This is a genomic window from Rhizobium sp. 10PS4, from assembly GCF_032464805.1.
Lineage (GTDB): Bacteria > Pseudomonadota > Alphaproteobacteria > Rhizobiales > Rhizobiaceae > Rhizobium > Rhizobium laguerreae.
The window spans coordinates 77072-102604 of record NZ_JAWDIW010000003.1 but is presented as its reverse complement, the minus strand read 5'-3'; the positions used below and the strand labels follow the sequence as shown (position 1 = coordinate 102604).

Genomic DNA, 25533 nt, shown 5'->3' with positions numbered 1-25533 from the left:
TCTTGTTGATCCGCTTTTTCTTGATCCGCTTTTTCCGGGCGCCGATGCGGATCAAGGCCTGCCCTCGGGAAGGACGGGGTCTAGATGATGCGCCGCCTTTTTTCCGCACAAGTTGCGCTCCTGGTGGTCGCGGCAATTTGTGCCGCCATGCTTGCCCTTCCTGGACGGACCATCAACACCGCTTTCATCAACGATGTTTTGATATTCATTGATGGAGCGCATCGTATCGCTGTCGGGCAGGTGCCAAACCGTGATTTTCATACGGCGCTCGGACCGTTGGTCTTCTATATCCCTGCCTTGGGATACCTCCTGTCCGGAAATTTCGGCGCCGCGATACCGATGGGAATGGCGCTCCTGACCGTCGCGTTCATGCCTGCGATGATCCGTATCCTTCTTTCGCGCCTCAGCTCACCCTCAGCCATCGCCTTGGGCATATTCCTGATTCTTATTCTCGCTGTCCCGATCAATCTCGGAAGTCCGGTCCGGCTTCTTTCTTTTGCGATGTTCTACAATCGCATCGGCTGGGTCGCTCTCGGGCTCATCCTGGTGATGTACCTGACGCCGAGATCCGAAGCCGCGCGCAACGACGTTGCAGACAGTCTCGCGACGGCCTTTCTTCTACTTGTCCAATTCTACACGAAGGCGACCTACGGACTCTGCGGCGTGGCCTTTCTGATCTTCCTGTTGTTGGACCGGCAGCAACGTTCCTGGATCCTGGTCAGTCTGCTCCTGACCGCACTGGCAATGATCGTCATCGAGTTCTTCTGGCGCGGCACGCTTCAGCATATAGAGGACCTGCGGGCCGCCGCACGGGTTAGCGGTGATCATGACGTCCGCAGCATACTGAAAAATGTCCGTGAGAATTTGTCGGATCTGGTGGTTTTCACGGTGTTTGCGTTGGTTGCCTTCTGGCACATCCGCAGCCTTCGAGACCTCCTCTACAGTGGCTTCTGCGTGGGTGCAGGATTGGCAATCATCAACCAGAACGCCCACAGCTGGGGTATCATCACTCTCTATTGCGGAGCGGCCGTCCTGGCGGAAAAGGCACGGCGTTTTCAATCTGGCGACCAAAGCGCGCAAATGGAGAGGCCTGCTCGTCTTGCAGCTGCACTGCCGCTGCTTCTAATCTTCTTTCTGTTGCCGTCCATCGTCCACCACGGAGAGGCGATCGCTCTCCACACGGCACTTGCGGCGGAGAATGTGGGCAAGCCCCTTGGCCCTCCGCTTTTTGAAGACGTCCGGGAAATCGACCCGCCCGGTGGCGAGCCTGATTTCATTCAGCGCTACCTCGATAGTATCGAAAGTGGGGGTGCTCTACTTCAGGCCCTGCCGATTCCGCTCGAACGGGTATTCGTGCTCGATTTCGTCAACCCCTTTTCCGCGGGGCTCGGAATACGTCCTCCCACAGGTGACACTGCGTGGTTCCACTGGAACCGCAACATCAATGAGAAGGCTTACATCCCACCAGAAGCACTGTTCGCCGACGTGAAGATTGTGATGGTGCCGAAGACCGGCATCAATAGCCTGCCGTTACAGGAGCTGTATGGCCCATTCATTTCGAAGAATTTCGACATGGTGCAGAAAACGCCGGAATGGACAATTTACCAGCGACCACAGACCGCGTTGAAAAGCGAGGCGCGATGACGCAGGCAGTGAGGTCGATGCCGGAGCAGGAAGGCGCATCGCCACGGGGGGCCGCCAATACCTCTGGTGGACCCCCATCGCCTCATTTGCTCTGGTGCTTTCAGCTCTTCTCGCTCTGCCCAACCAGACGATCACCAGCAAATACGTCAACGATCTATTTGTTTTCCTCGACGGTGCGCATCGCATCTGGCGGGACAAGTACCGAACGTGGATTTCCATACGTCGCTTGGCGCACCCACCTTCTATATTCCCGCTGCCGGCTATGGCCTTTCGGGAAGTATGGGCGGCGCGATGCCAGTGGGAATGGCCATAGTCATCCTCCTGTTCGCAGCCGTTGCCGCGGAGATCCTCGGCAGCCGCATGCACAAGGCGCTCGGCTTGCCCTTGGCAGCTTTTCTGCTTTTGCTCGTCGCGGCTCCTGCCATCCCCGGCCGTCGGTGACTAACTAGGTCGGCGCCGACGCTTTTTCAGGCCACAGTCAGATGGTTTGCCGGAGAGAGGATCACGCCGGAGGGTTGGACGGGTCTTCTTGCCGACCGGCCTACAATGAACCAGGAGATCCGACTCCGCGCGGCAACTCCCGCGCGCTTTGGTCGTGGCGGACGTCGACCTTCTTGGGCACGCCTGACGGAACACCATCGGCGCCTAAGTGGTGGCGATTGGGCAACACTATCCGCACAGGTGGTTACACGGCGAGATACATGGAAATCTCGCCGCTTGCCCGGACTGCGCCAGCGTCCGCCACCTGTCAGAAGGATGACGAAGGGACCACGCCGATCGTTGGGACGGGTGGTTTCTGCTCCGGCATCTTGTTTCCTTGCTCGTCGCCGGCGCTCAGCGCCTCGCGCACTTCATCCTCTTCCCAACCCGCCTCGATGGCGGAAGCCACGAGCGTTTCGATTTTCTCGGTCTCCGAGCTGTGCGAAGTCTCATCGAGGTGGCGCCTGGCGGTCTCGAGACACTGACGGAGGTTTGAAGCGCGGCTGGCGTCGTTACGGTCGTAGCTTGGCGATGCGACGTAGGTCATTTGGAAGCTCCCTGCTGATCGGAAGGAACACTTGAATAGGGAGCAGGTTCCAGTGCGTGTCTCGGGAAAGCGAGACAAGGTGCAATCTCCGGAGTGACGGCACTTAACGTGATCGCGGCCGTTGCGATTGGCGCGATTCCGGGACGGTCATCTGTGGCGATAGGTGGAAAGATGCCGGCGAGAAGTTTTTGCTGCAACTTTGAAACGGCAAATAGCTTGCCGTGCTTGCGGAACAGATTGCGCTTGTCCCGACCGGCCTCGGTATGTTCTAGGGGTGTTTCAGGACTTGCACTGGAAGCCACCGGCGAGCATGAAAGCTGAAATGAACGCAATCGCAGTACGGCTGGAAAATGTTACCCGTCGCTTTGGCATCACTGCAGCCGTGCAGGATCTTTCTCTTCATATTCGGCGCGGAGATGCGGTTTCGCTCGTGGGCCATTCCGGCTGCGGCAAGTCTACGCTCCTGCGCATGATTGCCGGTGTCGAGATACCGGAATCCGGCCGCATCCTCCTCGAAGGCCGCGAGGTTGCCAGTTCGACCACTTTCGTCGAACCGGAGGCGCGTGGCGTCGGATTCGTCTTCCAGGACTATGCTCTCTTCCCGCACCTGACTGTACGAGACAATATCCTCTTTGGTCTCAAGCGACATTCGAAGGGCGAAGCAACCGCGCGAGCAGAGGAGATGATCAACAAGGTCGGAATCGAACATCTAACGCATCGCTATCCGAACACTCTTTCCGGCGGTGAACAGCAGCGTGTCGCACTAGCTCGCGCCTTGGCGCCCCGGCCGAGTGTCGTCCTGATGGACGAACCTTTTTCCAATCTGGATCAGGGCCTGCGTGGAAAGGTTCGCAGCGACACCTTGAGCCTCTTGAGGGCACTCGGCACGACCGTGATCATCGTGACGCATGATCCCCAGGAAGCACTTTCCGTCGGTGATCAGGTGGTTCTGATGCGGGCAGGCGAAATCGTCCAGTCCGGTTCCGCCTATGATCTGCACGACCGTCCAACGAATCCTTATGCGGCAGAGTTCTTTTGCCCGTCCAGCAAAGTTCCCGGCGTTTACCGTGGCGGATGGATCGAAACCGCGATCGGCAACTTCGCCTATGGGCTTGATCGTCCGCCCGCAAGCTCCGTGACCGTCTATATCCGCCCGCACGCGATTGCGCTGTCCCCCGGCTCGGGAATTGCCGCTCGTATCGAGGACCGTGTTTTGCATGGCGAATTCGAGCAGATAACGTTGAAGGTTGATGGCCTCGATGTCCCGCTTAAGGCGAGAGCTTTGGAGCGGCTGCCGGCCGACGCCGAGAATATTCAGATATCAATCCTCCCCGAGCGGCTGCTGGCTTTTTGACAGCTGACCTGCGCGACGCATTTCGCTGACCTCCTCATCAAGTTTCCGTGATATTCGGCATCAAACTTCAGGGAAAACTTGACTTTCAGGGTCATGAACTGCTGCAAGGGACGCGCATTCATTCGGAGGGACATAATGAATTCGCGTTCTATCCTGGCATCCATGCTGCTTGCTGCTTCGGCGCTGATGTCGCCTTGCATCGCAGCGGCCGCAGAAATCAACCTCTACACGACGAGAGAGCCAGCTCTGATCGCACCTCTTCTGGAGGCGTTCACCAAATCGACCGGGACGAAGATCAATACGGTTTTCCTGAAGGATGGCCTGGCAGAGCGTGTCGCCTCCGAGGGCGCCAGCTCGCCGGCTGACATCCTGATGGCCGTCGATGCCGGCAACCTTGTCGATCTGGTCGATAAAGGCGTAACGCAACCGGTCGAATCGCCTGTTCTGAACTCGGCAATCCCGGAACAGCTGCTTGATCCCAAGGGCAACTGGTTTGCACTTTCGATGCGCGCGCGCGTGCTCTACGCGGCCAAGGACATTGACATTAGCACATTCAACTACGAGGAGCTTGCCGATCCCAAATGGAAGGGCAAGATCTGCATACGCTCGGGTCAACATCCTTATAATATGGCACTGTTTGCTGACTACATCGCTCATTACGGCGCGGAAGAAACCGAGAAATGGCTGACAGGTGTCAAGGCCAATCTCGCCCGTAAGGCAGCCGGCGGCGATCGCGATTCGGCCAAGGATATCCTCGGCGGCATTTGCGATATCGGTATCGCCAACTCCTATTATGTCGGCCTGATGCGGTCCGGCAAGGGTGGCCAAGAGCAGGTCAAATGGGGCGACGCCATCAAGGTCATCCTGCCGACCTTCAAGAACGGCGGGACGCAGGTGAATATCAGCGGCGCGGCAATCGCCAAGCACTCACCGAACAAGGCTGAAGCCGTCAAACTTCTCGAATATCTTGTCTCTGACGAAGCGCAGAAGATCTATGCTGAGGCCAATTACGAATATCCCGTGAAGGCAGCCGTCGCGGCCGATCCGATCATCGCATCCTTTGGCGAACTAAAGATCGACAGCAAGCCCTTGTCCGAGATCGTCAGCCATCGCAAGCAGGCGAGTGAACTCGTGGACAAGGTCGGCTTCGACAACTAAGGACAGTGAAGGCGCCGCTGACTGGCGCCTTCCCCCCGAGAACGGACCAAGTGATGTTTCCGAGCCCGGCGCCCGCCCGCTCTGCAAAGCGCCCCGGCAGCGCATGGCTGACGATTGCCGCCACTATCGCTCTCATTGCCATGCTGCCGATCGGGGGATTGCTCATCGAAGCCTCGAAGGGTTCGGCGGGTCTTTGGGGACATCTTTTCTCGACCATCCTTCCCGTCGCGCTTCTCGACACCGTCATTCTCCTTGTGGGGGTCGGCGTCATCACTGCAGTTGTTGGCACGACGACGGCATGGCTGGTGACCGCCTATGATTTTCCCGGCAGGCATGCTCTGGAGTGGATGCTGCTTCTGCCGCTTGCCGTTCCGACCTACATCGTCGCCTATGCCTATCTGGATATAATGCATCCGATCGGTCCGGTGCAGGATGCCGTGCGCTGGTTGCTAGGCTACGAGACCCCGCGCCAGTTTCGCCTTCCGGACGTCCGTTCCATGACTGGCTGCATCCTGCTTCTCGGGATCGTGCTCTACCCCTATGTCTACATCCCCACGCGCGCGATGTTCCTCACGCAATCCGGCAATCTCGTCGATGCTGCACGTACGCTCGGTACATCTCGCCGCGCGGTCTTCTGGCGGGTCGCTCTGCCGCTCGCGCGCCCCGCTGTTGCCGTGGGTATCAGCCTTGCACTCATGGAAACGTTGAACGATATAGGCGCCGCCGAATTCCTCGGTGTCCGGACGATCACCGTTTCCATCTACACCACCTGGGTCACCCGCTCCGATTTATCGGGAGCGTCGCAGATCGCCCTTGCCCTTCTTCTCATCGTCGTCGCAATTGTTGCGGTTGAGCGATGGGCGCGACGCAAGCAGGGCTACTCGATCGATGTGCGCCGGATGCGAAGTTTCCAACCGCGGCGGGTATCCTTGGGAAAAGGCGTACTGCTGTTTCTCGGCGGTCTTCTGCCTGTCATCCTGGGCTTTGGCGCGCCCGCGCTCTATTTGTTGATCGAAGCGGTAAAACGCTATCGGTTCGCCGGCATATCCCCACGGATCATCGATGAGGCCGTGAATACGATCGCTATCGCCACCCTGGCGACAATCACGACCGTCATCCTTGGCCTTCTTGCCGTCTACGCGACCCGCCTGCGGCCGGGCCAACCGTCCTCCTGGCTCCTGCGCTGTTCCACGATTGGCTATGCGGCTCCCGGCACCGTGGTCGCCATTGGCGTGCTGATCATCCTTGGCGGGTTCGATCAGTTTATCGACCGCACCGCGCTTTCCTTGTTTGATGTGTCCACTGGTCTGCTCCTGATGGGATCGGGTGCTGCCGTCATATATGCGCTCATCGTGCGCTTTCTGGCGATCTCCGCCGGCGGCATAGAAGCCGGTCTATCGCGCATTTCCCTGTCGCTTGATCATGCGTCACGTTCGCTGGGGCAGTCCACCGCAGGCACCCTGCGCTACGTGCATTTGCCGCTTTCGAAGGCGGCAATCTCAGCTGTCGCGCTACTGGTCTTCGTCGATTGTGTAAAGGAGCTGCCGGCGACGCTCCTCCTGCGGCCACTCAATGTCGAGACATTCGCAACTCATCTTTATGGAGAGGCTGCCAGAGGCACTTACGAGGAAGCCTCGATTGCAGCGCTCGCCATCGTGCTGATCGGCATCCTGCCCGCTATTTTGCTATCGCGGATCGGACGTATCCGCTAGCCGGCATGCCGATGGGTATGCCGGCTCTGCGACCTCCACTAAACAACGCAAAGCCACAAACCGGTCGCCGTGGGCAATATCGTGGCCAAATGGCTGCTTGACCTCTGAATGCAGCCACGAGCATCGGTGTGGGTGATGCCTTTGTGTCGTTTGAGGACGTCGAGCGCTACCCTATTGTCCGCCCAGTTTCCAGCTGTCCCCAGACGGGCAGGCTACGCCGTTGAAGCGCGTCAGGCCGTCGAGAGATTGCCGACTGGTAACAAAACCACGACATCCGTCCGGCCCATCGTTACTGGCATCGATCTGCTCGATAACACCCGCGCTACCCGTCGATGGGTTGGCCCAAGCAAGCGCCGTTGCACCGACAGCACCGCGACCTACAGTATCTGCGATCACCGCTTGATCGGTCAAAGGCGTCTGGTGCTGGATTGCTGACTGGGCGAGGGGCGTCTCAAGCGGGTCGATATGTGAGCATGCCGCCAAAGCCGCGATGCTCATTGCCGAGGTAAAGTGCTTCAGATTCATCGGTCGGATAAAGCGTTTTGCTAGTTATGTTTCAAGTTACTCATGGTTCACAATGTTGCGAGGTTTGAAGAAAACGCGGTCGCTTGGAGACGCCGCGAACGTGTTCTTGAAAGGGTGGTCAAGAGACTACAATGAGCACGGCCGGACAATGATCTCTATGCGTTTCAACCGTTAGGACGATGACCAATGACCCAGGTCTCCGTTGCTCGCCCAGGCGGCACCCAGTAGTCTCGCCGTCTCACCGACAGGTTCTTAGTGAAACGCAGCGATTCGATGGCCATTCTGTTCAAAACAACAATCAGCGAAAACTCGGCTTTCGAGATGATCGAACGGTCACTGTCCGGCGCTTACCAATATGACGGTTACCTCAATGTCGTTAGCGATGCGGGCGAGACGGCATTGTCTTGGAGTCCGGCAATGCATGCCGAAGAGTTCAAGGCAGAGGTCAGCCAAATCCTGCGGCAGACTTGGGATGCTGCCCGCTTCTGGGTCATCTATGAGCGCCGCGAAGACCGGGAGGATGCAGAAGGGACTGAGATCCGTAACGCGGCTTTCCGCCTGACGCGCGGGTACAGCGGCGTTATCGTTGTCACACTAAGCCTCCTTGGGAAGCGCGACAGCGCCAATGACCTGGAGCTCGTCTTCGTCTGCTTCGAGCAGGATTTTCACAGGAGGAATTTTCGCGTGCGCTATGAGGGTAAGCCGATACCAAACCGGGATTGATGTCGCTCAAAGACGTGTTGCTCACGCACGCGACCCGTTCTACCTGCTGGGACTACTAGGATAGGATAGGGACGGGAGTCTCTGATGGATTGACGGGCCGCGCGGCGTTAGACAAAACGCGTCAGCAGGAGTTTATCGATGCGTGTTGCCGCCATCCCCTTTATAGCAGTGTGCCTATTTCTGGCCGGGGCGACCGCTTCGCGCGCATATGTGAGCAACTCGAACCTTTGGCTGCTCGCCACTGCCCTTATCCTCTACACATTAGGCAATCTTTCGATGATCGCTCTCATGCGGACGAGCGGGCTTTCCCTTGCTATTTCGTTGTCGTCGGTCGCGCAGCTCATCGCCATCAACGCGATCGCCGTTTTGGTTTTCGACGAGCGGCTCGGCTGGCATCAGGCGGTTGGCGTAGTCCTCGGGATAGCATCGGTTACGCTCATGGTGATCGGATGAATGGCTCTCAATTGCGTTTCCTTGACTACGGCGGATGGCAGTCGTGGGGCGGACTCTCATGGATGCAAAACGTCATGCGGCGATTTGACGGCGGTATTGCGGCTCCGCCGGAATCAGGCTTGGGTGCCAAGGCGACCTGAACATGGACGATATCATGCTTCTTTTCCTTGCTGGCCTGTTAGCAGGCAGCATGAATGCGTTGGCGGGCGGCGGGTCGTTCGTATCCCTGCCTGCGCTGATATCGGTCGGAGTGCCGTCGGTAGCCGCGAACGCGTCAAGCACGTTGGCCTTGTTTCCCGGCGGTATGGCGAGCTCGTGGGTCTATCGTGACGGGGTTAGGAGTGTGTGCGGCGTCGATGTCGTGCCCATCGCCATCGTGACGGTGATGGGTGGTGTGGCCGGAAGCATTCTATTACTGCTAACCCCATCGAGGATTTTCGATGGTATCCTGCCATGGCTTTTGCTGGTGGCGACATTGATGCTCGCTGCAGGTCCGAGGCTCAGCGCCCAGTTGCAGACGCAGGCACGTCCGAGTGTTCTGGCGTTTGCAACGATTCAGTTCTTTCTCGGTCTTTATGGCGGCTATTTTGGCGGCGCGGTGGGTCTCATGATGCTTGCGGCGTGGAGCGCGCTCGGGGGCGGGGACATCAAGAGCCTGAATCCGACAAGAATGGTGATGGTCACTGCCGCCAACGCGGTCGCCGTCGTCGTCTTCGTACTTGCCGGGGCAATCGTATGGCAGGAATGCATTGCCATGACGATTGGAGCCGTTATCGGCGGATGGATCGGAGCCCACATCGGACGTAGGCTTCCAGCATCGGTCGTGCGGGTGCTAACCCTCACTGTCGCCTTGTTGACGACAGCAGTATTCTTTTCGCGAGCTTACCTTTGAGCGGAGGTCCGGCCCCACCGAGGCAGGCTTCAATCCTGGAAAATCCAGCTCTGGCTGGCCCAAGAACGCGGAGCACTTCAGTTGCCCGACAGTCGGCGTGGCCGAAAGGATCGCCGCCATGCACCGCGTGCGCCGCGGCAGCGACACGATCTCATACGACATTGGCATTATCCGAAGTCCCCAACCCTGCCTACGCTGAAAACAACCTCGGGCTCGCCTTCCTCGCCGACAACAGGGTCATTCTGCCGCCGCCATACCACGACCCCAGCGTGTTTAGTTATCAGGACCTCGGCCTCCTCGATCGCGGCCTCTTCGTTCGCCGCCACCCGTGGCTCGAACGCTCGGATGGCCTGATCTCGGTCATCAAGGTCAAATGCGACGATGTAGACAGTGGTGAACGTGCCGGGCATGCAGGTCTCCCTTCCGTTGCGAAACGGAACGTCGACCGCTGATGTTCCAAGCTGTTCGAGCAGTCGAGACGAGTTGGGCTAGGAGCGCCAATGCTGGCGATCAACGGCGCGTTCAGCGGGAGGGTCTTACGCCGAATATCCCGAAAATCACCCCGAATTCTCCGGAATGGACGTTGCCGTCTTGACGTTTTCCTATGTATGCGAAATGCTAAGATGTCAGACCAATTCCAAGGTCTGGCTGCCTGATAAGAAAAATGGGGAACCATGAAGGCAAATCGCAGCGACAGGCCGGTGATCCGGCCGCTTCCGGTCATGGATCGCGCGCGTCAGGTGACCGATGCGCTGGCGGATTATGTCGAGGAAGCCAGATTGAAGGCGGGCGACCGTTTGCCGGCTGAGCGCGAGCTGATGACCGCTCTTGCCGTCGGCCGCTCGACCATTCGCGAGGCGATCCGGCATTTCCAGGCGCTCGGTGTCATCGAGACGCGCAAGGGAAGCGGCACTTATCTGCTGAAGCCCGTGTCAAGGGCGACGATCCACATGCCACTCTCGTTCGATACCGCACACCTTCGCGACGTGCTGCTGCAAACGCTGGAGGTACGCCGTGGAATTGAATGCGAGGCGGGCATGGTGGCGGCGCGACGGCGCACGAGCACGGACCTCGTCATCATCGAGGAAAAGCTGAACGCCATGGAGCGGGTGCACCTGGAGAAGGGCACTTCCGGGCCGGAGGATCTGGCCTTCCATCTCGCCGTCTACGACGCTACCCACAATCCGCTGTTTCGACAGCTTCTCGAGCAGATGCGCGAGACCTTCGAGCGCTTCTGGGAGCATCCGTTCGACCGGCAGGATTTCGCGCGCCGGTCCTTTCCCTTTCACCGCACCCTTTTCGACGCGATCGCTGCCGGGGATCCCGAGGCGGCGCGCACAGAAACATTGAAAATTCTCGATATCGTCGAGGAAGACATCAAGGAAATGTCCAAATGAGCAGCGGCGCAGAACCGTTCGATCTTGCTTCCCTCATCACCGCGCATGACGAAGGCAACTTCGCAGACGCCGTCGTGCCGCCGATTTTCCAGACTTCGCTTTTCACCTTTTCCGATTACGACGACATGATCGCCTCCTATCGCGGCGAGAAGGTGCGGCCGATCTATACACGCGGCCTGAACCCGACGGTGCGTGCCTTCGAGGAAATGCTCGCCAGGCTCGAAGGTGCCGAGGATGCGCTGGGTTTTGCCAGCGGCATGGCGGCGATCTCGTCGGCGGTCTTAAGCTTCGTCGAGCCGGGCGACCGTATCGTTGCCGTCAAACATGTCTATCCCGATGCCTTCCGCCTGTTCGGCACCATCCTGAAGCGGATGAAGATCGAGGTGACTTATGTCGACGGCCGCGACGAGGAAGCGGTCGCCAGGGCGCTGCCCGGCGCCAAGCTCTTCTACATGGAAAGCCCGACGAGCTGGGTGATGGAGGCACATGATGTCGCCGCACTCGCCGCACTCGCCAGACAACATGGCGCCGTCTCGATGATCGACAACAGCTGGGCGAGCCCTTTCTTCCAGCGGCCGCTGACACTCGGCGTCGATCTCGTCATCCATTCGGCCTCGAAATATCTCGGCGGCCACAGCGATGTGGTGGCGGGCATCATCGCCGGCTCGAAGGCGATGATCGCTCGCGTCAAGGCGGAGGCCTATCCCTATCTTGGCGGCAAGCTTTCGCCGTTCGACGCCTGGCTGCTGATCCGCGGCCTGCGCACGCTGCCGCTCCGCATGAGAGCCCACGAGGCATCGGCGCTTGAAATCGCCAGGCGCCTGCAGAAGCTCGACGTGGTCGAGACGGTCTGCCATCCGGGGCTCGCCAACCGTCTGCCCACCGGCCTCAACGGCACCTCGGGCCTGTTTTCCTTCATATTCCGCGAAGGCGTCGATATCCGCGCCTTTGCCGATCACCTCAAGCTCTTCAAACTGGGTGTAAGCTGGGGTGGACATGAAAGCCTGATCGTACCGGGCGAGGTGGTGCTTCAGCAGAAGGCACAGCCAAATTCCGCACATGCCTTCGGCATTCATGCGCGATCCGTACGTCTCCATGTCGGCCTCGAAGGAACCGAGGCTTTGTGGAGAGATATCGAGGAGGCGCTCGCCGCCGCCTCACAATCCTGAAACCCGAGAGAGACCTAACAAGGGGGAACTGAGCCATGAAAAAACTAATAATCTCGACGCTCTTTGCTTCGATGATGGCGGGTACGGCCTTTGCCGATACGACGCTCAAGCTTGTCGAAGTCATCACCAGCCCGGAGCGCACCGAAACGCTGAAATCGATCGTCGGCAAATTCGAAGCCGCCAATCCCGGCACCAAGGTCGACATCATCTCGCTGCCCTGGAATGAAGCGTTCCAGAAGTTCGCGACCATGGTGTCTGCCGGCGACGTGCCCGATGTGATGGAGATGCCCGATACCTGGCTGTCGCTCTATGCCAATAACGGCATGCTCGAGAGCCTGGAGCCCTACCTCGAAAAGTGGGAGCACACCAAGGAACTGACGCCGCGCGCGCTCGAACTCGGCCGTGACGTCAAGAACACCGCCTATATGCTGCCCTACGGCTTCTACCTCAGGGCGATGTTCTACAACAAGAAGCTGCTTGCCGAAGCCGGAGTCGCCGCGCCGCCGAAGACGATGGAAGAATTTACTGCCGCTTCGGAAAAGGTTTCCAAACTGCCCGGCAAATACGGCTACTGCATGCGCGGCGGACCGGGCGGCCTCAACGGCTGGATGATCTTCGCCGCCTCGATGGCCGGCTCGAACAAGTACTTCAACGACGACGGCACCTCGACAATGAACAGCCCCGGCTGGGCCAAGGGCATCGAATGGATGGTCGATCTCTACAAGAAGGGCTATGCGCCGAAGGACAGCGTCAACTGGGGCTTCAACGAAGTCGTCGCCGGCTTCTATTCCGGCACCTGCGCCTTCCTCGACCAGGACCCGGACGCGCTGATCGCCATCGCCGAGCGCATGAAGAAGGAAGATTTCGGTGTTGCACCGTTGCCGAAGGGTCCGGATGGCAAGTCGTTCCCGACGATCGGTTATGGCGGCTGGTCGATGTTCACGACCAGCGGCAACAAGGACCTCTCCTGGAAGCTGATCGCCACCCTCGAAGGGCCTGAAGGTAATCTCGAATGGAATAAGCGCATCGGCGCCCTGCCGGCCTACACGGCGGCCGAGAAGGATCCCTTCTACGCCGGTGACCAGTTCAAGGGCTGGTTCGAGGAACTAGCGGACCCGAACACGGTACCAACAGTCATGCCGACCTACCTCGAGGAATTCGCCTTCTTCAAGGATTCGCTGGCGATCAAGACCTCGCAGCAAGCATTGCTCGGCGATATCTCGGCGAAGGATCTGGCCGACCAGTGGGCCGAATACCTCACCAAGGCGCAGCAAAAGTTCTTGGCGAAGAAGTAGCAGATAGCGGGCTTTGAGCCAGAAGCCCCCTCATCCGCCTGCCGGCACCTTTGCCTGGTCGAGCCGCTGGTCTCGACCCGTCCTTCGGACCCCCGTTGGGGAGAAGGGAATATGCCGCAACCTTTCCGTTCCCCTTCTCCCCTCGGGGAGAAGGTCGCCCGAAGGGTCGGATGAGGGGGCCCCCGGTCTCTCCGTTCAAAAGTACCACAAATTCCCAGCCGGGTAAGACAATGGAAATTGCAGACCGATGACCATTTCCGTCGATACGCTCGACATGCGTCGCGACCGCAGGCCGTGGCTGCGTCGCGTTGCCGATGTTTCGGAGCCCTATCTCTACAGCGCGCCGTCGCTGATCCTGATCATTGCGGTGATGCTGGTGCCGCTGACGGTCGGCATCTCCTACGCCTTCCGCGATATCCAGCTGCTCAATCCGTTTTCCGGCGGCTTCATCGGGCTCGATCATTTCCGCGAGCTTGCCGGCGATGCCGCCTTTTACGGGGCGCTGAGGAATACGCTCTGGTGGACGGGCGCTTCCGTCGTCCTGCAGTTCGTCTTCGGGCTGATCCTGGCGTTGCTGCTCGACAAGCCGTTTAAGGGCCGGGCAATCGCGCAGGCGCTGGTCTTCCTGCCGTGGGCCGTGCCGTCTTTTCTCGCCGGCCTCAACTGGGCCTGGCTGTTCAATCCCGTCATCGGACCGATCCCGCACTGGCTCTTCGCCCTCGGGCTGATGCATGAGCCGGGCAATATCCTCTCCGATCCCAACTATGCGATGTGGGGGCCGATCGTCGCCAATGTCTGGTGGGGCATTCCATTTTTCGCCATCACCCTGCTTGCGGCGCTGCAGGCGATCCCGCGTGATCTCTATGAGGCGGCATCGATCGACGGCGCCGGCTGGTTCCAGCGCTTCCGCTCGATCACCCTGCCGTTTCTGGCGCCAACGATTGCCATTACCGTGCTGCTACGCACCGTGTGGATTTCCAACTTCGCCGATCTGATTGTCGTCATGACCAGTGGCGGGCCGGCGGACCGGACGCAGATTGTCGCCAGCTACATCTTCACGACGGCCTTCCGGCGGCTCGATTTCGGTTATGCCTCGGCGATCGCGCTGGTGCTGCTCGTGCTGCTGCTTGCCTATTCGATGCTGATCATCCTGCTCCGGCAGACGCTGCTGAACAAGGATTGAGATCATGAGACGATCCGTCATTCCGACCATCGCACACCGCCTGGCGATCCTCTGCTACATCGCCTTTTCGCTCTTTCCACTGTTCTGGCTGCTCAAGGTCTCGGTAACGCCGAACGACCTGCTCTATAGCGAGGGCGTTCGCATGTGGCCGTCGCGCACGACATGGGATCACTATGCCTTCGTGCTGCGCCACAGCGCCTTTCCGACCTTTTTCAAGAACAGCCTGATCGTCTCGGCCTCGACGGCCGTCACCGTGACCATCTGCGCTTCGCTGTCCGGCTACGCATTGTCGCGCTTCAATTTCCGGGCAAAATACTGGATCGTCGCCCTGATGCTGCTGACCCAAATGTTTCCGCTGGTGATGCTGGTGGCGCCGATCTTCAAGATTCTGTCGCCGCTGCATCTGACCAACAGTCTGACCGGGCTCGTCATCGTCTACACCGCCTTCAACGTGCCTTTCGCCACCTTCCTGATGCAGTCCTTCTTCGACGGCATTCCGAGGGATCTCGAAGAGGCGGCGAAGATCGACGGGGCGACGCAGTTCACGGCGTTTCGCCAGATCATCCTGCCGCTGACGCTGCCGGGGATCGCCGCCACACTCGGTTTCGTCTTCACTGCCGCCTGGAGCGAGCTGCTCTTCGCGCTGATGCTGATCAACGGCAATGACGCGGCGACCTTCCCGGTCGGACTTCTCACCTTCGTTTCGAAATTCTCGGTGGATTTCGGGCAGATGATGGCGGCGGGCGTCATGGCGCTCATTCCGGCCGGCCTCTTCTTCCTCCTCATCCAGCGCTATCTCGTCCAGGGCCTGACGGCCGGCGCGGTCAAGGGTTAAACAAATGGCATCGATCGATATCCGGAATATCCACAAAGCCTATGGCCATGTGCAGGTGCTGCATGGCGTCAACCTGGAAATCCAGGACGGCGAATTCGTCGTGCTCGTCGGTCCGTCCGGCTGCGGCAAGTCCACGCTGCTGCGGATGATCGCCGGGCTGGAGGAGGTCACCGGGGGTGAGATCCGCATCGCCGGCAATAGGGTCAACGAGCTGCATCCGAGGGATCGCGACATCGCCATGGTGTTCCAGTCCTACGCGCTTTATCCGCATATGAATGTCGCCGGCAATATGAGCTACAGCCTCAGGCTGCGGAAGGTGGCGAAGGAGAAGATTGCAGGCGCGGTGGCCGCGGCTGCCGCCAAGCTTGGCCTCGATCCGCTGCTCGAACGCAGGCCGAAGGCGCTTTCCGGCGGCCAGCGCCAGCGCGTCGCCATGGGCCGCGCCATCGTGCGCCAGCCAAAAGCCTTCCTGTTCGACGAACCGCTGTCGAACCTCGATGCGCGCCTGCGCGAACAGATGCGCGCCGAAATCAAGAAACTGCATGGCGACCTGAAGGCGACCTCAATCTACGTGACCCACGACCAGATCGAGGCAATGACGCTGGCGGACCGGATCGTCGCCATGCATGGTGGGGTGGTCCAGCAGGTTGGCAGTCCCCTGGAACTCTACGACCGCCCCGCCAATCTTTTTGTTGCTGGCTTCATCGGCTCGCCGGGGATGAATTTCCTCGAGGCCACCTATGATGCCGGCGGCGTGAAGCTGAAGGAAGGCACGATCGTGCCGCTTGCAAAGCCTCTGCCGCTTTCAGATGGCGCAAAGGTGACGCTCGGCATCCGGCCGGAGCATGTGCTGATGAGCGACGGTGGGGCGGGGCTTGCCGCGGATGTGGAACTCGTCGAGCCCACGGGTTTCGGCATCATCTTGCATCTTGCCCTGCATGGTCTGCCGTTCAAGATCTTCACGCTGAACCGCGACGCGCTGAAGGCGGGGCCGAAGGTCAATGTGGCCTTCCCCGCCCAATATCTGCACGTGTTCGATGTCGAGGGAAAACGCGTCGATTGAGCCGCTGGGCTGGTGGCTCGTTGCTGTCGATTTTGGCATAGTGTCTCCGGCAGGAGCGGGGAGGCAGAACATGCTTGTTGCGCAGATGTCCGATATCCATGCGAGGCCGGACCTTTCGTCGCTGCGGACGCTGGAGCGAGCGATAGCGTGGCTGAAGACGTTCCGCCCGGATGTGCTTGTTGTCACCGGAGATCTGGTAGATGACGGATGGCGGCACGGCTATCGCCTTGTCGCCGAAAACCTGCGGTCGCTGGACTGCCCTGTCCACCTGTTGCCGGGCAACGGTGACGATCTGCAATTGATGCGCTCCGAACTGGCCGCCGTCGGCACGTGGATCAATGCGACGGGACCGATGCATTTCCGGACAGCCGTCAATGGTCTGACCTTGCTCGGGGTCGATGTGACCGTCGCCGGGCAAAGTTACGGCGATGTCCTGCCGCATCTGCCATGGCTGATGAGCGCGCTTGCGGACGTGACGACGCCCTCACTTCTCTTCATGCATCAGCCGCCATTGAGGATCGGCATCGAGGTGCTGGACCGGGTCGGATGCAGGAACGACAGTGCGCTTCTCAGCACCCTGGTGGCGACGGACAGGCTACCGCTGGCGATTCTTTGTGGCCATGTTCACCGACCCGCATTTGGCCGGCTGGGATCAATCCCTGTCCAGACCTGCGGCTCCCTTTGCCTGCCGAATCCGCTTCTGCTGGAAGGCCGTGCCGATCTTCCGGTGATCGACGCTCCGTCCTTCCTCGTGCATGAGGTCAGCGACGGCGGGCTTGTTTCCCATGTGGTATCGATTCCGGCATCCGATGGCAGCGCATGAAATGGATTGACTGGGGAAACCCTCCACGTGCTGCGGGTGGAAAAATCTTTTGCCGCATCGCCCAGGAGGGCTATATCGTCCGTGTGATCTTGCTGGACTGGATGCCATGACCGACACTGTTCTCGACCGCTTTCTCCGTTATGTCGTTATCGACACCCAATCCGACCCTGCCTCGTCGACGCAGCCGACCACCGGCAAGCAGAAGGATCTCGGCCGGGTTCTGGTCGATGAACTGCTGAAGATCGGTCTTGCCGACGCGCATCTCGATGAACACGGCTATGTCTATGCGACCATTCCGGCCAATAGCGACAAGACGGTGCCGGTCATCTGTTTCTGCTCGCACATGGATACGGCACCCGATTTCAGCGGCACCGATGTCAAGCCGCAGATCATCGGGAATTATGCCGGCGGGGATATTAAGCTTGCCGGCGATCCGAGCCGGGTGATCCGCGTCAGCGAGCACCCTGAGCTGAAAAACCAGATCGGCAACGACATTATCACGACCGATGGAACGACATTGCTCGGCGCCGACGACAAGGCGGGACTGGCGGAGATCATGACCGCCGCCCAGTTCCTCGTCGACAATCCCGAGATCAGGCATGGGACGATCAAGATCCTGTTCACGCCGGACGAGGAGGTCGGGCGCGGCGTCAACAAGGTGGATCTAGCGAAACTCGGAGCCGACTTCGCCTATACGATGGACGGCGAGACGGCCGGCCATATCGAGGATGAGACCTTCTCGGCCGACGGCGTCGAGATCAGCATATCAGGTGTGGCGATCCATCCCGGTTTTGCCAAGGACCGCATGGAAAACGCCATCAAGATCGCCGGCGCCATCATCGACCGGCTGCCGAGGGATCTTGCGCCGGAGACCACTGAAGGCAGGCAGGGTTTCATCCATCCCACCGGCGTGACCGGCTCGATGGAGAAGGCGTCGCTGAGCCTCATCATCCGTGACTTCACCGACAAGGGGCTGACGGAAAAGGAAACGACGCTCGAAGCTATCGTCAAGGACGTGATGGCTGGCTATCCCGGCTCGACCTATCGCTTCGAGGTGAAGGAGCAGTATCGCAACATGAAGGTGGTGCTCGATCGTCACCCCGAGATCGTCGAGAACGCGATCGAGGCGGTGCGCCGGGCCGGCATGACGCCGGTGCGCGGCAGCATCCGCGGCGGCACGGATGGCTCGCGTCTTTCCTTCAAGGGATTGCCGTGCCCGAATATTTTCGCCGGCGGCCATGCATTCCACTCGCCGCTCGAATGGGTCAGCCGCCAGGATATGGAAAAGGCCGTCAAAACGATCGTGGAATTGGTGAGGGTCTGGGAAGAGCGCGCCTAAAGCAATTCCAGCAAAAGTGCGCAGCGGTTTTACGTCCGGAATTGCGCAGAAACAAAAACGCGCTTGCATCTAACTCATATACCGGAAGCGGCGGTTGGTTTAACCGCCGTTCGCCGGAAGGCTTTCACGCAGCATCACGCTGTCATAGGCGGGGCGGGGAATAGGGATCGCAATGGGCATTCCCGGCTCGGGCTCGACCGATGTTACCGGCGATGTTTCCGGCGCGGTCACCGGCGCTGTGATCCGCATCTGCGCCGTGCTCGCGGTGGCCATGGGGTCCGGAGCCGGCAGAGGAACGGGAACCGCCGAGGGTATCAGCGCTTCGAATTGCGGCGGCAGCATGCTCTCGCCGGGCACATAGTTCATCGCCACCTCGTAGGAGGGCAGCGGTGGCGGTGTTTGAAGCATGCCGTTGGAGTCGCGCTTCTCGTAGAAGGCGTTGCCGCCGGCGACCGTCACGTAGTGCATGTTGTCGTAGGGGAATTTCAGCCCATTGGTGTGGAAGAACATCGCATCCTTCACAGCGGGATGGCGGGCGCCCTTGACGAGGATCGCATCGGCCGCGCTCGCAAGCTCGGTTTTCGCCTGCGGCTTGACTTCGCGCGTCATCACGCCGGGCGCGAACTGCCTTTTCTGAGCCACGACGCCGCAGATGGAAGGGGGATAGGCGCCGGAAGTGAGCCTGTTCATGACAACGGTCCCGACAGCCATGTAGCCATCCTCGTCCGAATGCTGCGATTCGAAATACATCGCGCGCTGCAGGCAGTCGCGATCCTTGGCCGTATAATTGAACGTGACTTTTGCCGGTTGACCCTGCTTCGTCTTGGTGTTCGCCGCCGTTGCCGCCGGTTTCGATGTCGTCGTGCAGCTTGCAGCTGCCAGTCCTACGAACAAAATCCCGATCAGGGATTTTCCAAAGGAAATCTCCGCCCTCAACGCCAGGTGCCTCCTATGGGATTAGTTCAGCCCTTTTTGATTAAGTGAAAACGTTTTACTCGTCATATGACTGAAATACAAACAACCTTAGATAACAAAAAGCCTAAGGGACTCTCGCCGAAAACGATTCCGGCGACGAGGCACTGCACTGGAATCGAGCAAACGAAAAAATCATGCAGCATTTCAAAGCGTTAGAGCCCTTTGCGGCTCTCGATAAGACGCGCGGCGCAGTCGACCGCCGCCCATGTCCATCAACTGCGGAACAGTTTCCAGCGGGTCGGCTTGAAAGCCACCCGGTTGCGGTCGAGCCTGTCGGCCTCGCTCGGCGGCAATTCGATCTCGATATGCGGTCGATCGTTGCCGATATTGAGTTCGATATGGCGGGTGCCGGCCACGCGGCGGCTGGAAACCGGCTGGCCGGCGATACAGTTTTCAGCTGATTCGCAGAGCCTGACGTCATGCGGGCGGAAGTAGAGCTGCGCCGTGCCATCCGGCTCGCCTTCGGCATTGAGGCCGAGCGAGCGGCCTTCGAAGCGAATGTCGCTGTCTGATATCTCGACCTCAAGGCAGTTCGACTGGCCGATGAAGCCGAAGACGAAGGGAGAATTCGGATTGTCGTAGACCTGGTCCGGCGTGCCTACCTGTTCGATCGCGCCCTGACTCATGACGACGACGCGGTCGGCAAGCTCCAGCGCCTCATCCTGGTCGTGGGTGACGAAGACGGTGGTGTGTCCGGTGCGGTCGTGAATATCGCGCAGCCACTTGCGCAGGTCCTTGCGCACCTGGGCGTCGAGCGCGCCGAAGGGTTCGTCGAGCAGCAGCACGTTCGGCTCGACGGCCATGGCGCGGGCGAGCGCGACACGCTGGCGCTGGCCGCCGGAAAGCTGGGCCGGGTAGCGTTTTTCCAGACCGGAAAGCTGGACGAGGTCGAGCAGTTCCAGCGCCCGCCTGCGGATATCGGCCTTCGGCGGCCGCCGCGCACTGTTTCTGACCTTCAGGCCGAATGAGACGTTTTCGAGCACCGTCATGTAGCGGAACAGAGCATAGTGCTGGAAGACGAAGCCGATATTGCGCTGCTGCACTGATTTCTTCGAGGCATCCTCATCACCGAAGAAGATCAGCCCCTCCGTCGGGCTTTCGAGGCCGGCGATCAGCCGCAGCAATGTCGTCTTGCCGGAGCCCGAAGGACCGAGCAGTGCGATCAGCTCGCCGGAGCGAATGTCGAGCGAGACATCGTGCAGCGCCGGAAAACGATCGAATTCCTTGCGAATGTTTTGAACGCGTACTTCCATTCCAAATCCTTCAGTGCCGCCGGCTGGCGGCGATTTCGGCGCTATAGCGCATTTCCAGCAGCGTCTTCAAAACAAGAGTTACGAGCGCGAGCAATGCCAAAAGCGTGGCGACCGCAAAAGCGCCGGTGAAATTATACTCGTTATAGAGAATTTCCACCTGCAGCGGCATGGTGTTCGTCTGGCCGCGAATGTGGCCTGATACCACAGAAACTGCGCCAAATTCGCCCATGGCGCGAGCGTTGCAGAGCAGTACCCCGTAAAGCAGGCCCCATTTGATATTCGGCAACGTCACGTGCCAGAAGGTCTGCCAGCCACTGGCGCCGAGCGAAAGGGCTGCCTCCTCGTCGGCCGTTCCCTGTTCCTGCATCAGCGGGATCAACTCGCGGGCGACGAAGGGGAAGGTGACGAACATGGTGGCGAGGATCAGCCCCGGCACGGCGAACAGGATCTTGATGTCGTGAGCGCTGAACCACTGGCCGAGCCAGGTATTGGCGCCGAACAGCAGAACGAAGACCAGGCCCGATATGACGGGTGAGACCGAGAAGGGCAAGTCGATCAGCGTCGTCAGGAAGGCCTTGCCCTTGAACTCGAACTTGGCGATCGCCCAGGCGGCGGCAACCCCGAAGATGAGGTTGAGCGGTACGCTGACGCCCGCAACGATCAGCGTCAGGCGGATAGCCGAGAAGGTCTCCGTGTCTGCGAGCGCCTCGAAGAACGGCCCGGCTCCCTTGCGAAAGGCTTCCACGAAGACGGCCGCGAGCGGCAGAAGCAGGATCAGCAGCAGGAAGACGAGCGAGAGGATGATGAGGCTGTAGCGCGCGATCCTGTTTTCGGTCGTTACCGACCGCAGCTTTGCCGGTTGAGCGGTCGCATCAAGCGCCATAGCCGTACCTCCGCCTGCTCCAGCTCTGGATGAGATTGATGACGAGCAGCATGGCGAACGAGATGATCAGCATGATCGCCGCAATGCCGGTCGCTGCGGCGTAATTATACTCTTCGAGCTTGATGATGATCAGCAGCGGTGCGATCTCCGATTTGAACGGCAGGTTGCCGGCGATGAAAATGACCGAGCCGTATTCGCCGACGCCGCGGGCGAAGGCGAGCGCAAAGCCGGTGAGCACGGCGGGCGCCAGCCCCGGCAGCAGCACGCGGAAAATCGTCTGGAAGCGATTGGCGCCGAGCGTTGCTGCAGCTTCCTCCACTTCCTTGTCGATCTCCTCCATGACCGGCTGCACGGTGCGCACGACGAAGGGCAGGCCGACGAAGATCAGCGCCACGACGATGCCGGCAGGCGTGAAGGCGATTTTGATGCCGAGCGGCGTCAGGAACTGGCCGATCCAGCCATTCGGCGCGTAGAGCGTCGTCAGTGCGATGCCGGCAACGGCGGTCGGCAGCGCGAAGGGCAGGTCGACCATGGCATCGATGATCCGCTTGCCGGGAAAGCGGTAACGCACCAGCACCCAGGCGAGGATGATACCGAAGACGGCATTGACGATCGCGGCGATGAAGGCGCTGCCGAAGCTGATGCGCAGCGCGTTCAGCGTGCGCGGATCGAGCGCGATCGACCAGAATTTCTCCCAGCCAAGCGCGCTCGACCGGACGGCAAGGCCCGAGAGCGGGATGAGGATCAGAAGGGTGAGCCAGGTCAAGGTAAAGCCGAGCGCCATTCCGAAACCCGGAATGACGCTCGGCCGTTTGAACCGCCACCGCGTGGGGCTATGTGCTTTCATGAAGTCTATTATTGGGCCGGCTTGTAGATTTGGTCAAATACCCCGCCGTCGCCGAAGAATTTCGGCTGCGCCTCTTTCCAGCCGCCGAAGTCGTCGATGGTCGCGAGCGTCAGCTTCGGGAAACGGGCGATGTCAGCCGGATCGGCGGCTTCCGGCTTGGTCGGCCGATAGTAGTGCTTGGCAGCAATCTTCTGGCCTTCGTCCGAATAGAGATAGTTGAGATAGGCTTCGGCGACCTTGCGCGTACCCTTCTTGTCGACATTGCCGTCAACGATGGCGACCGGCGGGTCAGCGCGGATGGAGAAGGTCGGCGTCACGATCTCGAACTGGTCGGGACCGAGTTCCTCGAGCGAAAGATAGGCTTCGTTTTCCCAGGCAAGCAGCACGTCGCCGAGGCCGCGCTGGACAAAGGTGGTCGTGGCGCCGCGAGCACCGGTGTCGAGAACCGGAACATGCTGCAGCAGTTTCGCAACGTATTCCTGCGCCTTGGCTTCGTCGCCGCCATTCGCCTGCTTGGCCCATGCCCAGGCGGCCAGGAAGTTCCAGCGAGCGCCGCCCGATGTCTTCGGGTTCGGGGTGATAACCTGCACGTCGTCCTTGACCAGGTCGCCCCAATCCCTGATGCCCTTCGGGTTGCCCTTGCGGACGAGGAAGACGATCGTCGACGTATAGGGCGTCGAATTGTTGGGGAATTTGGTCTTCCAGTCGGCCGGGATCTTGCCGGTCGCCTTGGCGATGGCATCGATATCGCCTTCGAGGGCAAGCGTCACGACGTCAGCGTCGAGACCGTCGATGACCGAGCGGGCCTGGGCGCCGGAACCGCCATGCGATGCCTGGATCGTCACGGTTTCACCACTGTCCTTTTGCCACTTGGCGGCAAAGGCGGCATTGAAATCCTTGTACAATTCGCGGGTCGGATCGTAGGAAACGTTGAGAAGCGTCTGATCCGCGAATGCCGGAGCGATACTTCCGATCGCGAAGCTGCCTGCCAGGACCGCCGCTGCGATCAGCCGGGTGAGCCGTTGTGTCTGCATGGGAACCCTCCTGTTTTCTTTCCTAACTCTATCAACTCAGTCGTATAATGAAACGAAGGTTCTTCCGGTTCCGGCCGGTGTTGTTAGAATGCCATTCCATTTAAGAAGCAATTTGGAAATGGACGTGCCGAAGTTGGCCGCGGCCAATCGATCGTCCGCCGCGACCCTGCCGCAAGGTCGTGTTTTTTTGGCCACAGTTCCTCCACGAAAGCGACATGGTGATGCAGATTTTTGCCAGGATTTTGCCGCGATGACACTTGCGGATTCCTATATGGCTCCCGTGCGGCCTTATTCGCCGGCCGCTACGCGGGGGCACCCCTTGAAGTGCGCCTCGCATTCCAAACCTGTTAGGGCCATTCAAAATGAATATCAGAACTATCCTTTTTGCCTCCGTTGCCGCCCTTGCCGCGGCCTCCGGAGCCCGCGCAGCCGACGCCATCGTGGCGGCGGAACCCGAGCCCGTGGAATATGTTCGCGTTTGCGACGCCTACGGCACCGGCTATTTTTATATTCCGGGAACGGAAACATGCCTTTCGATCGGCGGTTACATCCGTACCGAAGTGCGCTTCGGTGAGCAGATATCCGGCGATTCCGACGTAAACTTCTGGACTCGTGGTCAGGTCACCTTCCAGACCAAGAACGACACCGAGTACGGTACGCTCACCGGCGTCATTACGCTGCGTTACAATGTCGACAATGCCTCCGATCAGGAAGCTTTGCTCGATGAAGGCTATCTCGACATTGCCGGTTTCCGCGCCGGTAAACTGTACAGCTGGTGGGATGACGACATGAGCGGCGAGACCGATACGCTAGCCAGCAACGAGACGACCCACAACTCGATCCGTTATCAGTACGAGAATGGCGCTTTCGCGGCCGGCATCTCGGTCGACGAACTGGAAGAAGACTACGCCACCAAGCCGGGCGAAGGCCCGAACAACTTCGGTGTCGCAGGTCAGGTCTCCTACAAGGCCGGCGCCATCAGCGCTTACCTGCTTGCCGGTTATGACACCGACACCAGCGAAGTCGCTGTCCGCGGTATCGTCTATGCCGACATCGGCCCGGGCACGCTCGGCATTGCCGGCATATGGGCAAGCGGCGCCAACTACTACTACGAAGAGTCCGAATGGACGATCGCAGCAGAATATGCCTTGAAGGTCAACGACAAGTGGTCGGTCACCCCGGGCTTCCAGTACTTCGAGAACATCGCTCTCGAGGCTGACGGCAACGGCTTTACCGGCGGCAGCGCCTACACGACCGGTGTCACCATCGACTACCAGATCGTCGAAGACCTGCGTTCGAAGCTCAGCGTGCAATATCACGATGAGGACGAAGGCGACGACGAAGTGTTCGGCTTCCTGCGCTTCCAGCGCGATTTCTAAGATAGTCTGATTGCAGACAAGCGGGCGCGGCCTTCGGGCCGCGCCTTTTTTATGATGCCGAGAAGTGTGAGCCGTTTTGGGGCGTCATACCCGTGAATCGGCGATGAAATCGGAATAGAATTCGTCGACCGTTCTTGCCTTGCGCATGGCGGCAAGCACGCCGTCCGATTGCAGCCGCCTGGCGATGGCGGACAGCACGTTCAGATATTCGCCGCGATTGGTTTCCCCGAAGAGCAGCACGACGGCGATGTCGGTCGGGATATCGTCGATCGCCTCGAAATCCAGCGGCCGGGCGAAGCGGAGGAGCAGGCCGCGCGGGCTGGTCATGCCGTCGATCGCCGCATGCGGGATGGCGACGCCGTTGCCGATCCCCGTCGAGCCGAGCTTCTCACGCGCTTCGAGCGCCTTCAGGATGGTCTGGCCGTCGACGGAGAAAGCCTTGGCGGCCTTGTCGGCTATGGTCTGCAGCGCGCGCCATTTGGTCGGCGCCGACACGCCGATGAAGGTGTGTTCCGGCCGGATGATGTTGGGAAGGTTCATGTCATTCTCGATACTGTTCGGCTCGATACT

The 25533-nt window shown here is 59.8% G+C and carries 26 protein-coding genes; 17 read left to right on the top strand and 9 right to left on the bottom strand.

Going from position 1 to position 25533, the window contains the following annotated elements; translation table 11 throughout:
• Positions 1-84 precede the first annotated feature (84 nt).
• Together RWJ89_RS06255 and RWJ89_RS06250 are read left to right on the top strand one after the other, a co-directional pair.
• On the top strand, positions 85-1644 hold the full coding sequence (locus RWJ89_RS06255; RefSeq protein ID WP_316030711.1) for a hypothetical protein: 1560 nt from the start codon (positions 85-87) through the stop codon (positions 1642-1644).
• Between the two features lie 207 nt (positions 1645-1851).
• Entirely contained in the window at positions 1852-2085 is a 234-nt protein-coding gene (locus tag RWJ89_RS06250) for a hypothetical protein (RefSeq protein ID WP_246621861.1), read from the top strand.
• A 307-nt stretch (positions 2086-2392) separates the two neighbouring features.
• Here the strand turns inward: RWJ89_RS06250 and RWJ89_RS06245 are convergent, their stop codons facing one another.
• Entirely contained in the window at positions 2393-2671 is a 279-nt protein-coding gene (locus RWJ89_RS06245) for a hypothetical protein (protein WP_168282143.1), read from the bottom strand.
• Positions 2672-2993: 322 nt separating this feature from the next.
• On the opposite strand from RWJ89_RS06245, the gene RWJ89_RS06240 reads away from it, so the two are divergent.
• From RWJ89_RS06240 to RWJ89_RS06230, 3 genes are all read left to right on the top strand, one after another.
• On the top strand, positions 2994-4025 hold the full coding sequence (locus RWJ89_RS06240) for an ABC transporter ATP-binding protein (RefSeq protein ID WP_168282145.1): 1032 nt from the start codon (positions 2994-2996) through the stop codon (positions 4023-4025).
• A gap of 162 nt (positions 4026-4187) precedes the next feature.
• Positions 4188-5183 (top strand): Fe(3+) ABC transporter substrate-binding protein, encoded by a 996-nt coding sequence (locus tag RWJ89_RS06235; RefSeq protein WP_316030813.1) that lies wholly within the window; start codon positions 4188-4190, stop codon positions 5181-5183.
• Positions 5184-5236: 53 nt separating this feature from the next.
• Positions 5237-6895, top strand: coding sequence for an ABC transporter permease (locus tag RWJ89_RS06230; RefSeq protein ID WP_316030710.1), 1659 nt, complete (start codon positions 5237-5239; stop codon positions 6893-6895).
• Between the two features lie 171 nt (positions 6896-7066).
• On the opposite strand, the gene RWJ89_RS06225 is transcribed toward RWJ89_RS06230, so the two are convergent.
• A complete protein-coding gene (locus tag RWJ89_RS06225; protein WP_316030709.1) occupies positions 7067-7420 on the bottom strand; it encodes an RT0821/Lpp0805 family surface protein in 354 nt (117 codons plus the stop codon).
• A gap of 273 nt (positions 7421-7693) precedes the next feature.
• Here RWJ89_RS06225 and RWJ89_RS06220 point away from each other — a divergent pair, with 273 nt between their 5' ends.
• From RWJ89_RS06220 to RWJ89_RS06210, 3 genes are all read left to right on the top strand, one after another.
• Positions 7694-8143 carry a hypothetical protein gene (locus tag RWJ89_RS06220; RefSeq protein WP_316030708.1) on the top strand — a complete coding sequence of 150 codons (450 nt, stop codon included), beginning with the start codon at positions 7694-7696 and terminating at the stop codon, positions 8141-8143.
• Between the two features lie 138 nt (positions 8144-8281).
• Positions 8282-8596 carry an EamA family transporter gene (locus tag RWJ89_RS06215; RefSeq protein ID WP_316030707.1) on the top strand — a complete coding sequence of 105 codons (315 nt, stop codon included), beginning with the start codon at positions 8282-8284 and terminating at the stop codon, positions 8594-8596.
• A gap of 142 nt (positions 8597-8738) precedes the next feature.
• On the top strand, positions 8739-9488 hold the full coding sequence (locus RWJ89_RS06210) for a sulfite exporter TauE/SafE family protein (protein ID WP_316030706.1): 750 nt from the start codon (positions 8739-8741) through the stop codon (positions 9486-9488).
• Positions 9489-9655: 167 nt separating this feature from the next.
• Here the strand turns inward: RWJ89_RS06210 and RWJ89_RS06205 are convergent, their stop codons facing one another.
• Positions 9656-9898, bottom strand: coding sequence for a hypothetical protein (locus RWJ89_RS06205; protein ID WP_222013424.1), 243 nt, complete (start codon positions 9896-9898; stop codon positions 9656-9658).
• A gap of 264 nt (positions 9899-10162) precedes the next feature.
• Here RWJ89_RS06205 and RWJ89_RS06200 point away from each other — a divergent pair, with 264 nt between their 5' ends.
• The 8 genes from RWJ89_RS06200 (at position 10163) to pepT (ending at position 18592) form a co-directional block, all read left to right on the top strand.
• Positions 10163-10885: a FadR/GntR family transcriptional regulator gene (locus tag RWJ89_RS06200; protein ID WP_316030705.1), complete on the top strand. Its 723-nt coding sequence runs from the start codon at positions 10163-10165 to the stop codon at positions 10883-10885.
• A complete protein-coding gene (locus RWJ89_RS06195) occupies positions 10882-12054 on the top strand; it encodes a PLP-dependent transferase (protein WP_222013426.1) in 1173 nt (390 codons plus the stop codon). The genes RWJ89_RS06200 and RWJ89_RS06195 overlap by 4 nt, the downstream gene beginning before the upstream one ends.
• A 35-nt stretch (positions 12055-12089) precedes the next feature.
• Positions 12090-13349, top strand: coding sequence for an ABC transporter substrate-binding protein (locus tag RWJ89_RS06190; RefSeq protein WP_025397444.1), 1260 nt, complete (start codon positions 12090-12092; stop codon positions 13347-13349).
• A 247-nt stretch (positions 13350-13596) separates the two neighbouring features.
• Positions 13597-14532, top strand: coding sequence for a carbohydrate ABC transporter permease (locus tag RWJ89_RS06185; protein ID WP_316030704.1), 936 nt, complete (start codon positions 13597-13599; stop codon positions 14530-14532).
• 4 nt (positions 14533-14536) lie between these two features.
• A complete protein-coding gene (locus RWJ89_RS06180; RefSeq protein WP_131640493.1) occupies positions 14537-15367 on the top strand; it encodes a carbohydrate ABC transporter permease in 831 nt (276 codons plus the stop codon).
• 4 nt (positions 15368-15371) lie between these two features.
• Positions 15372-16430, top strand: a complete 1059-nt coding sequence (locus tag RWJ89_RS06175; protein ID WP_168345770.1) for an ABC transporter ATP-binding protein — start codon at positions 15372-15374, stop codon at positions 16428-16430.
• Positions 16431-16500: 70 nt separating this feature from the next.
• Positions 16501-17253 carry a metallophosphoesterase gene (locus RWJ89_RS06170; protein ID WP_222061355.1) on the top strand — a complete coding sequence of 251 codons (753 nt, stop codon included), beginning with the start codon at positions 16501-16503 and terminating at the stop codon, positions 17251-17253.
• A 106-nt stretch (positions 17254-17359) separates the two neighbouring features.
• A complete protein-coding gene (gene pepT / locus RWJ89_RS06165; protein ID WP_222061357.1) occupies positions 17360-18592 on the top strand; it encodes a peptidase T in 1233 nt (410 codons plus the stop codon).
• Positions 18593-18691: 99 nt separating this feature from the next.
• On the opposite strand, the gene RWJ89_RS06160 is transcribed toward pepT, so the two are convergent.
• The 5 genes from RWJ89_RS06160 to RWJ89_RS06140 all read right to left on the bottom strand — a co-directional run bounded on the left by RWJ89_RS06160 (position 18692) and on the right by RWJ89_RS06140 (position 23584).
• Positions 18692-19528, bottom strand: a complete 837-nt coding sequence (locus RWJ89_RS06160) for a cell wall hydrolase (RefSeq protein WP_131640495.1) — start codon at positions 19526-19528, stop codon at positions 18692-18694.
• A gap of 251 nt (positions 19529-19779) precedes the next feature.
• The gene (locus tag RWJ89_RS06155; protein WP_077980160.1) at positions 19780-20820 is read right to left on the bottom strand and encodes a sulfate/molybdate ABC transporter ATP-binding protein; all 1041 of its coding nucleotides are present in this window, start codon (positions 20818-20820) and stop codon (positions 19780-19782) included.
• A gap of 10 nt (positions 20821-20830) precedes the next feature.
• Entirely contained in the window at positions 20831-21703 is an 873-nt protein-coding gene (gene cysW, locus RWJ89_RS06150) for a sulfate ABC transporter permease subunit CysW (RefSeq protein ID WP_131643678.1), read from the bottom strand.
• A complete protein-coding gene (gene cysT / locus RWJ89_RS06145) occupies positions 21693-22550 on the bottom strand; it encodes a sulfate ABC transporter permease subunit CysT (RefSeq protein WP_017957989.1) in 858 nt (285 codons plus the stop codon). The genes cysW and cysT overlap by 11 nt, the downstream gene beginning before the upstream one ends.
• 8 nt (positions 22551-22558) lie before the next feature.
• On the bottom strand, positions 22559-23584 hold the full coding sequence (locus RWJ89_RS06140; protein WP_131662051.1) for a sulfate ABC transporter substrate-binding protein: 1026 nt from the start codon (positions 23582-23584) through the stop codon (positions 22559-22561).
• A gap of 362 nt (positions 23585-23946) precedes the next feature.
• Between RWJ89_RS06140 and RWJ89_RS06135 the strand changes: the two genes are divergently transcribed.
• Entirely contained in the window at positions 23947-24963 is a 1017-nt protein-coding gene (locus RWJ89_RS06135) for a porin (protein WP_131640499.1), read from the top strand.
• Between the two features lie 84 nt (positions 24964-25047).
• On the opposite strand, the gene RWJ89_RS06130 is transcribed toward RWJ89_RS06135, so the two are convergent.
• Positions 25048-25503, bottom strand: coding sequence for a PTS sugar transporter subunit IIA (locus tag RWJ89_RS06130; RefSeq protein WP_131640500.1), 456 nt, complete (start codon positions 25501-25503; stop codon positions 25048-25050).
• Positions 25504-25533: the final 30 nt, after the last annotated feature.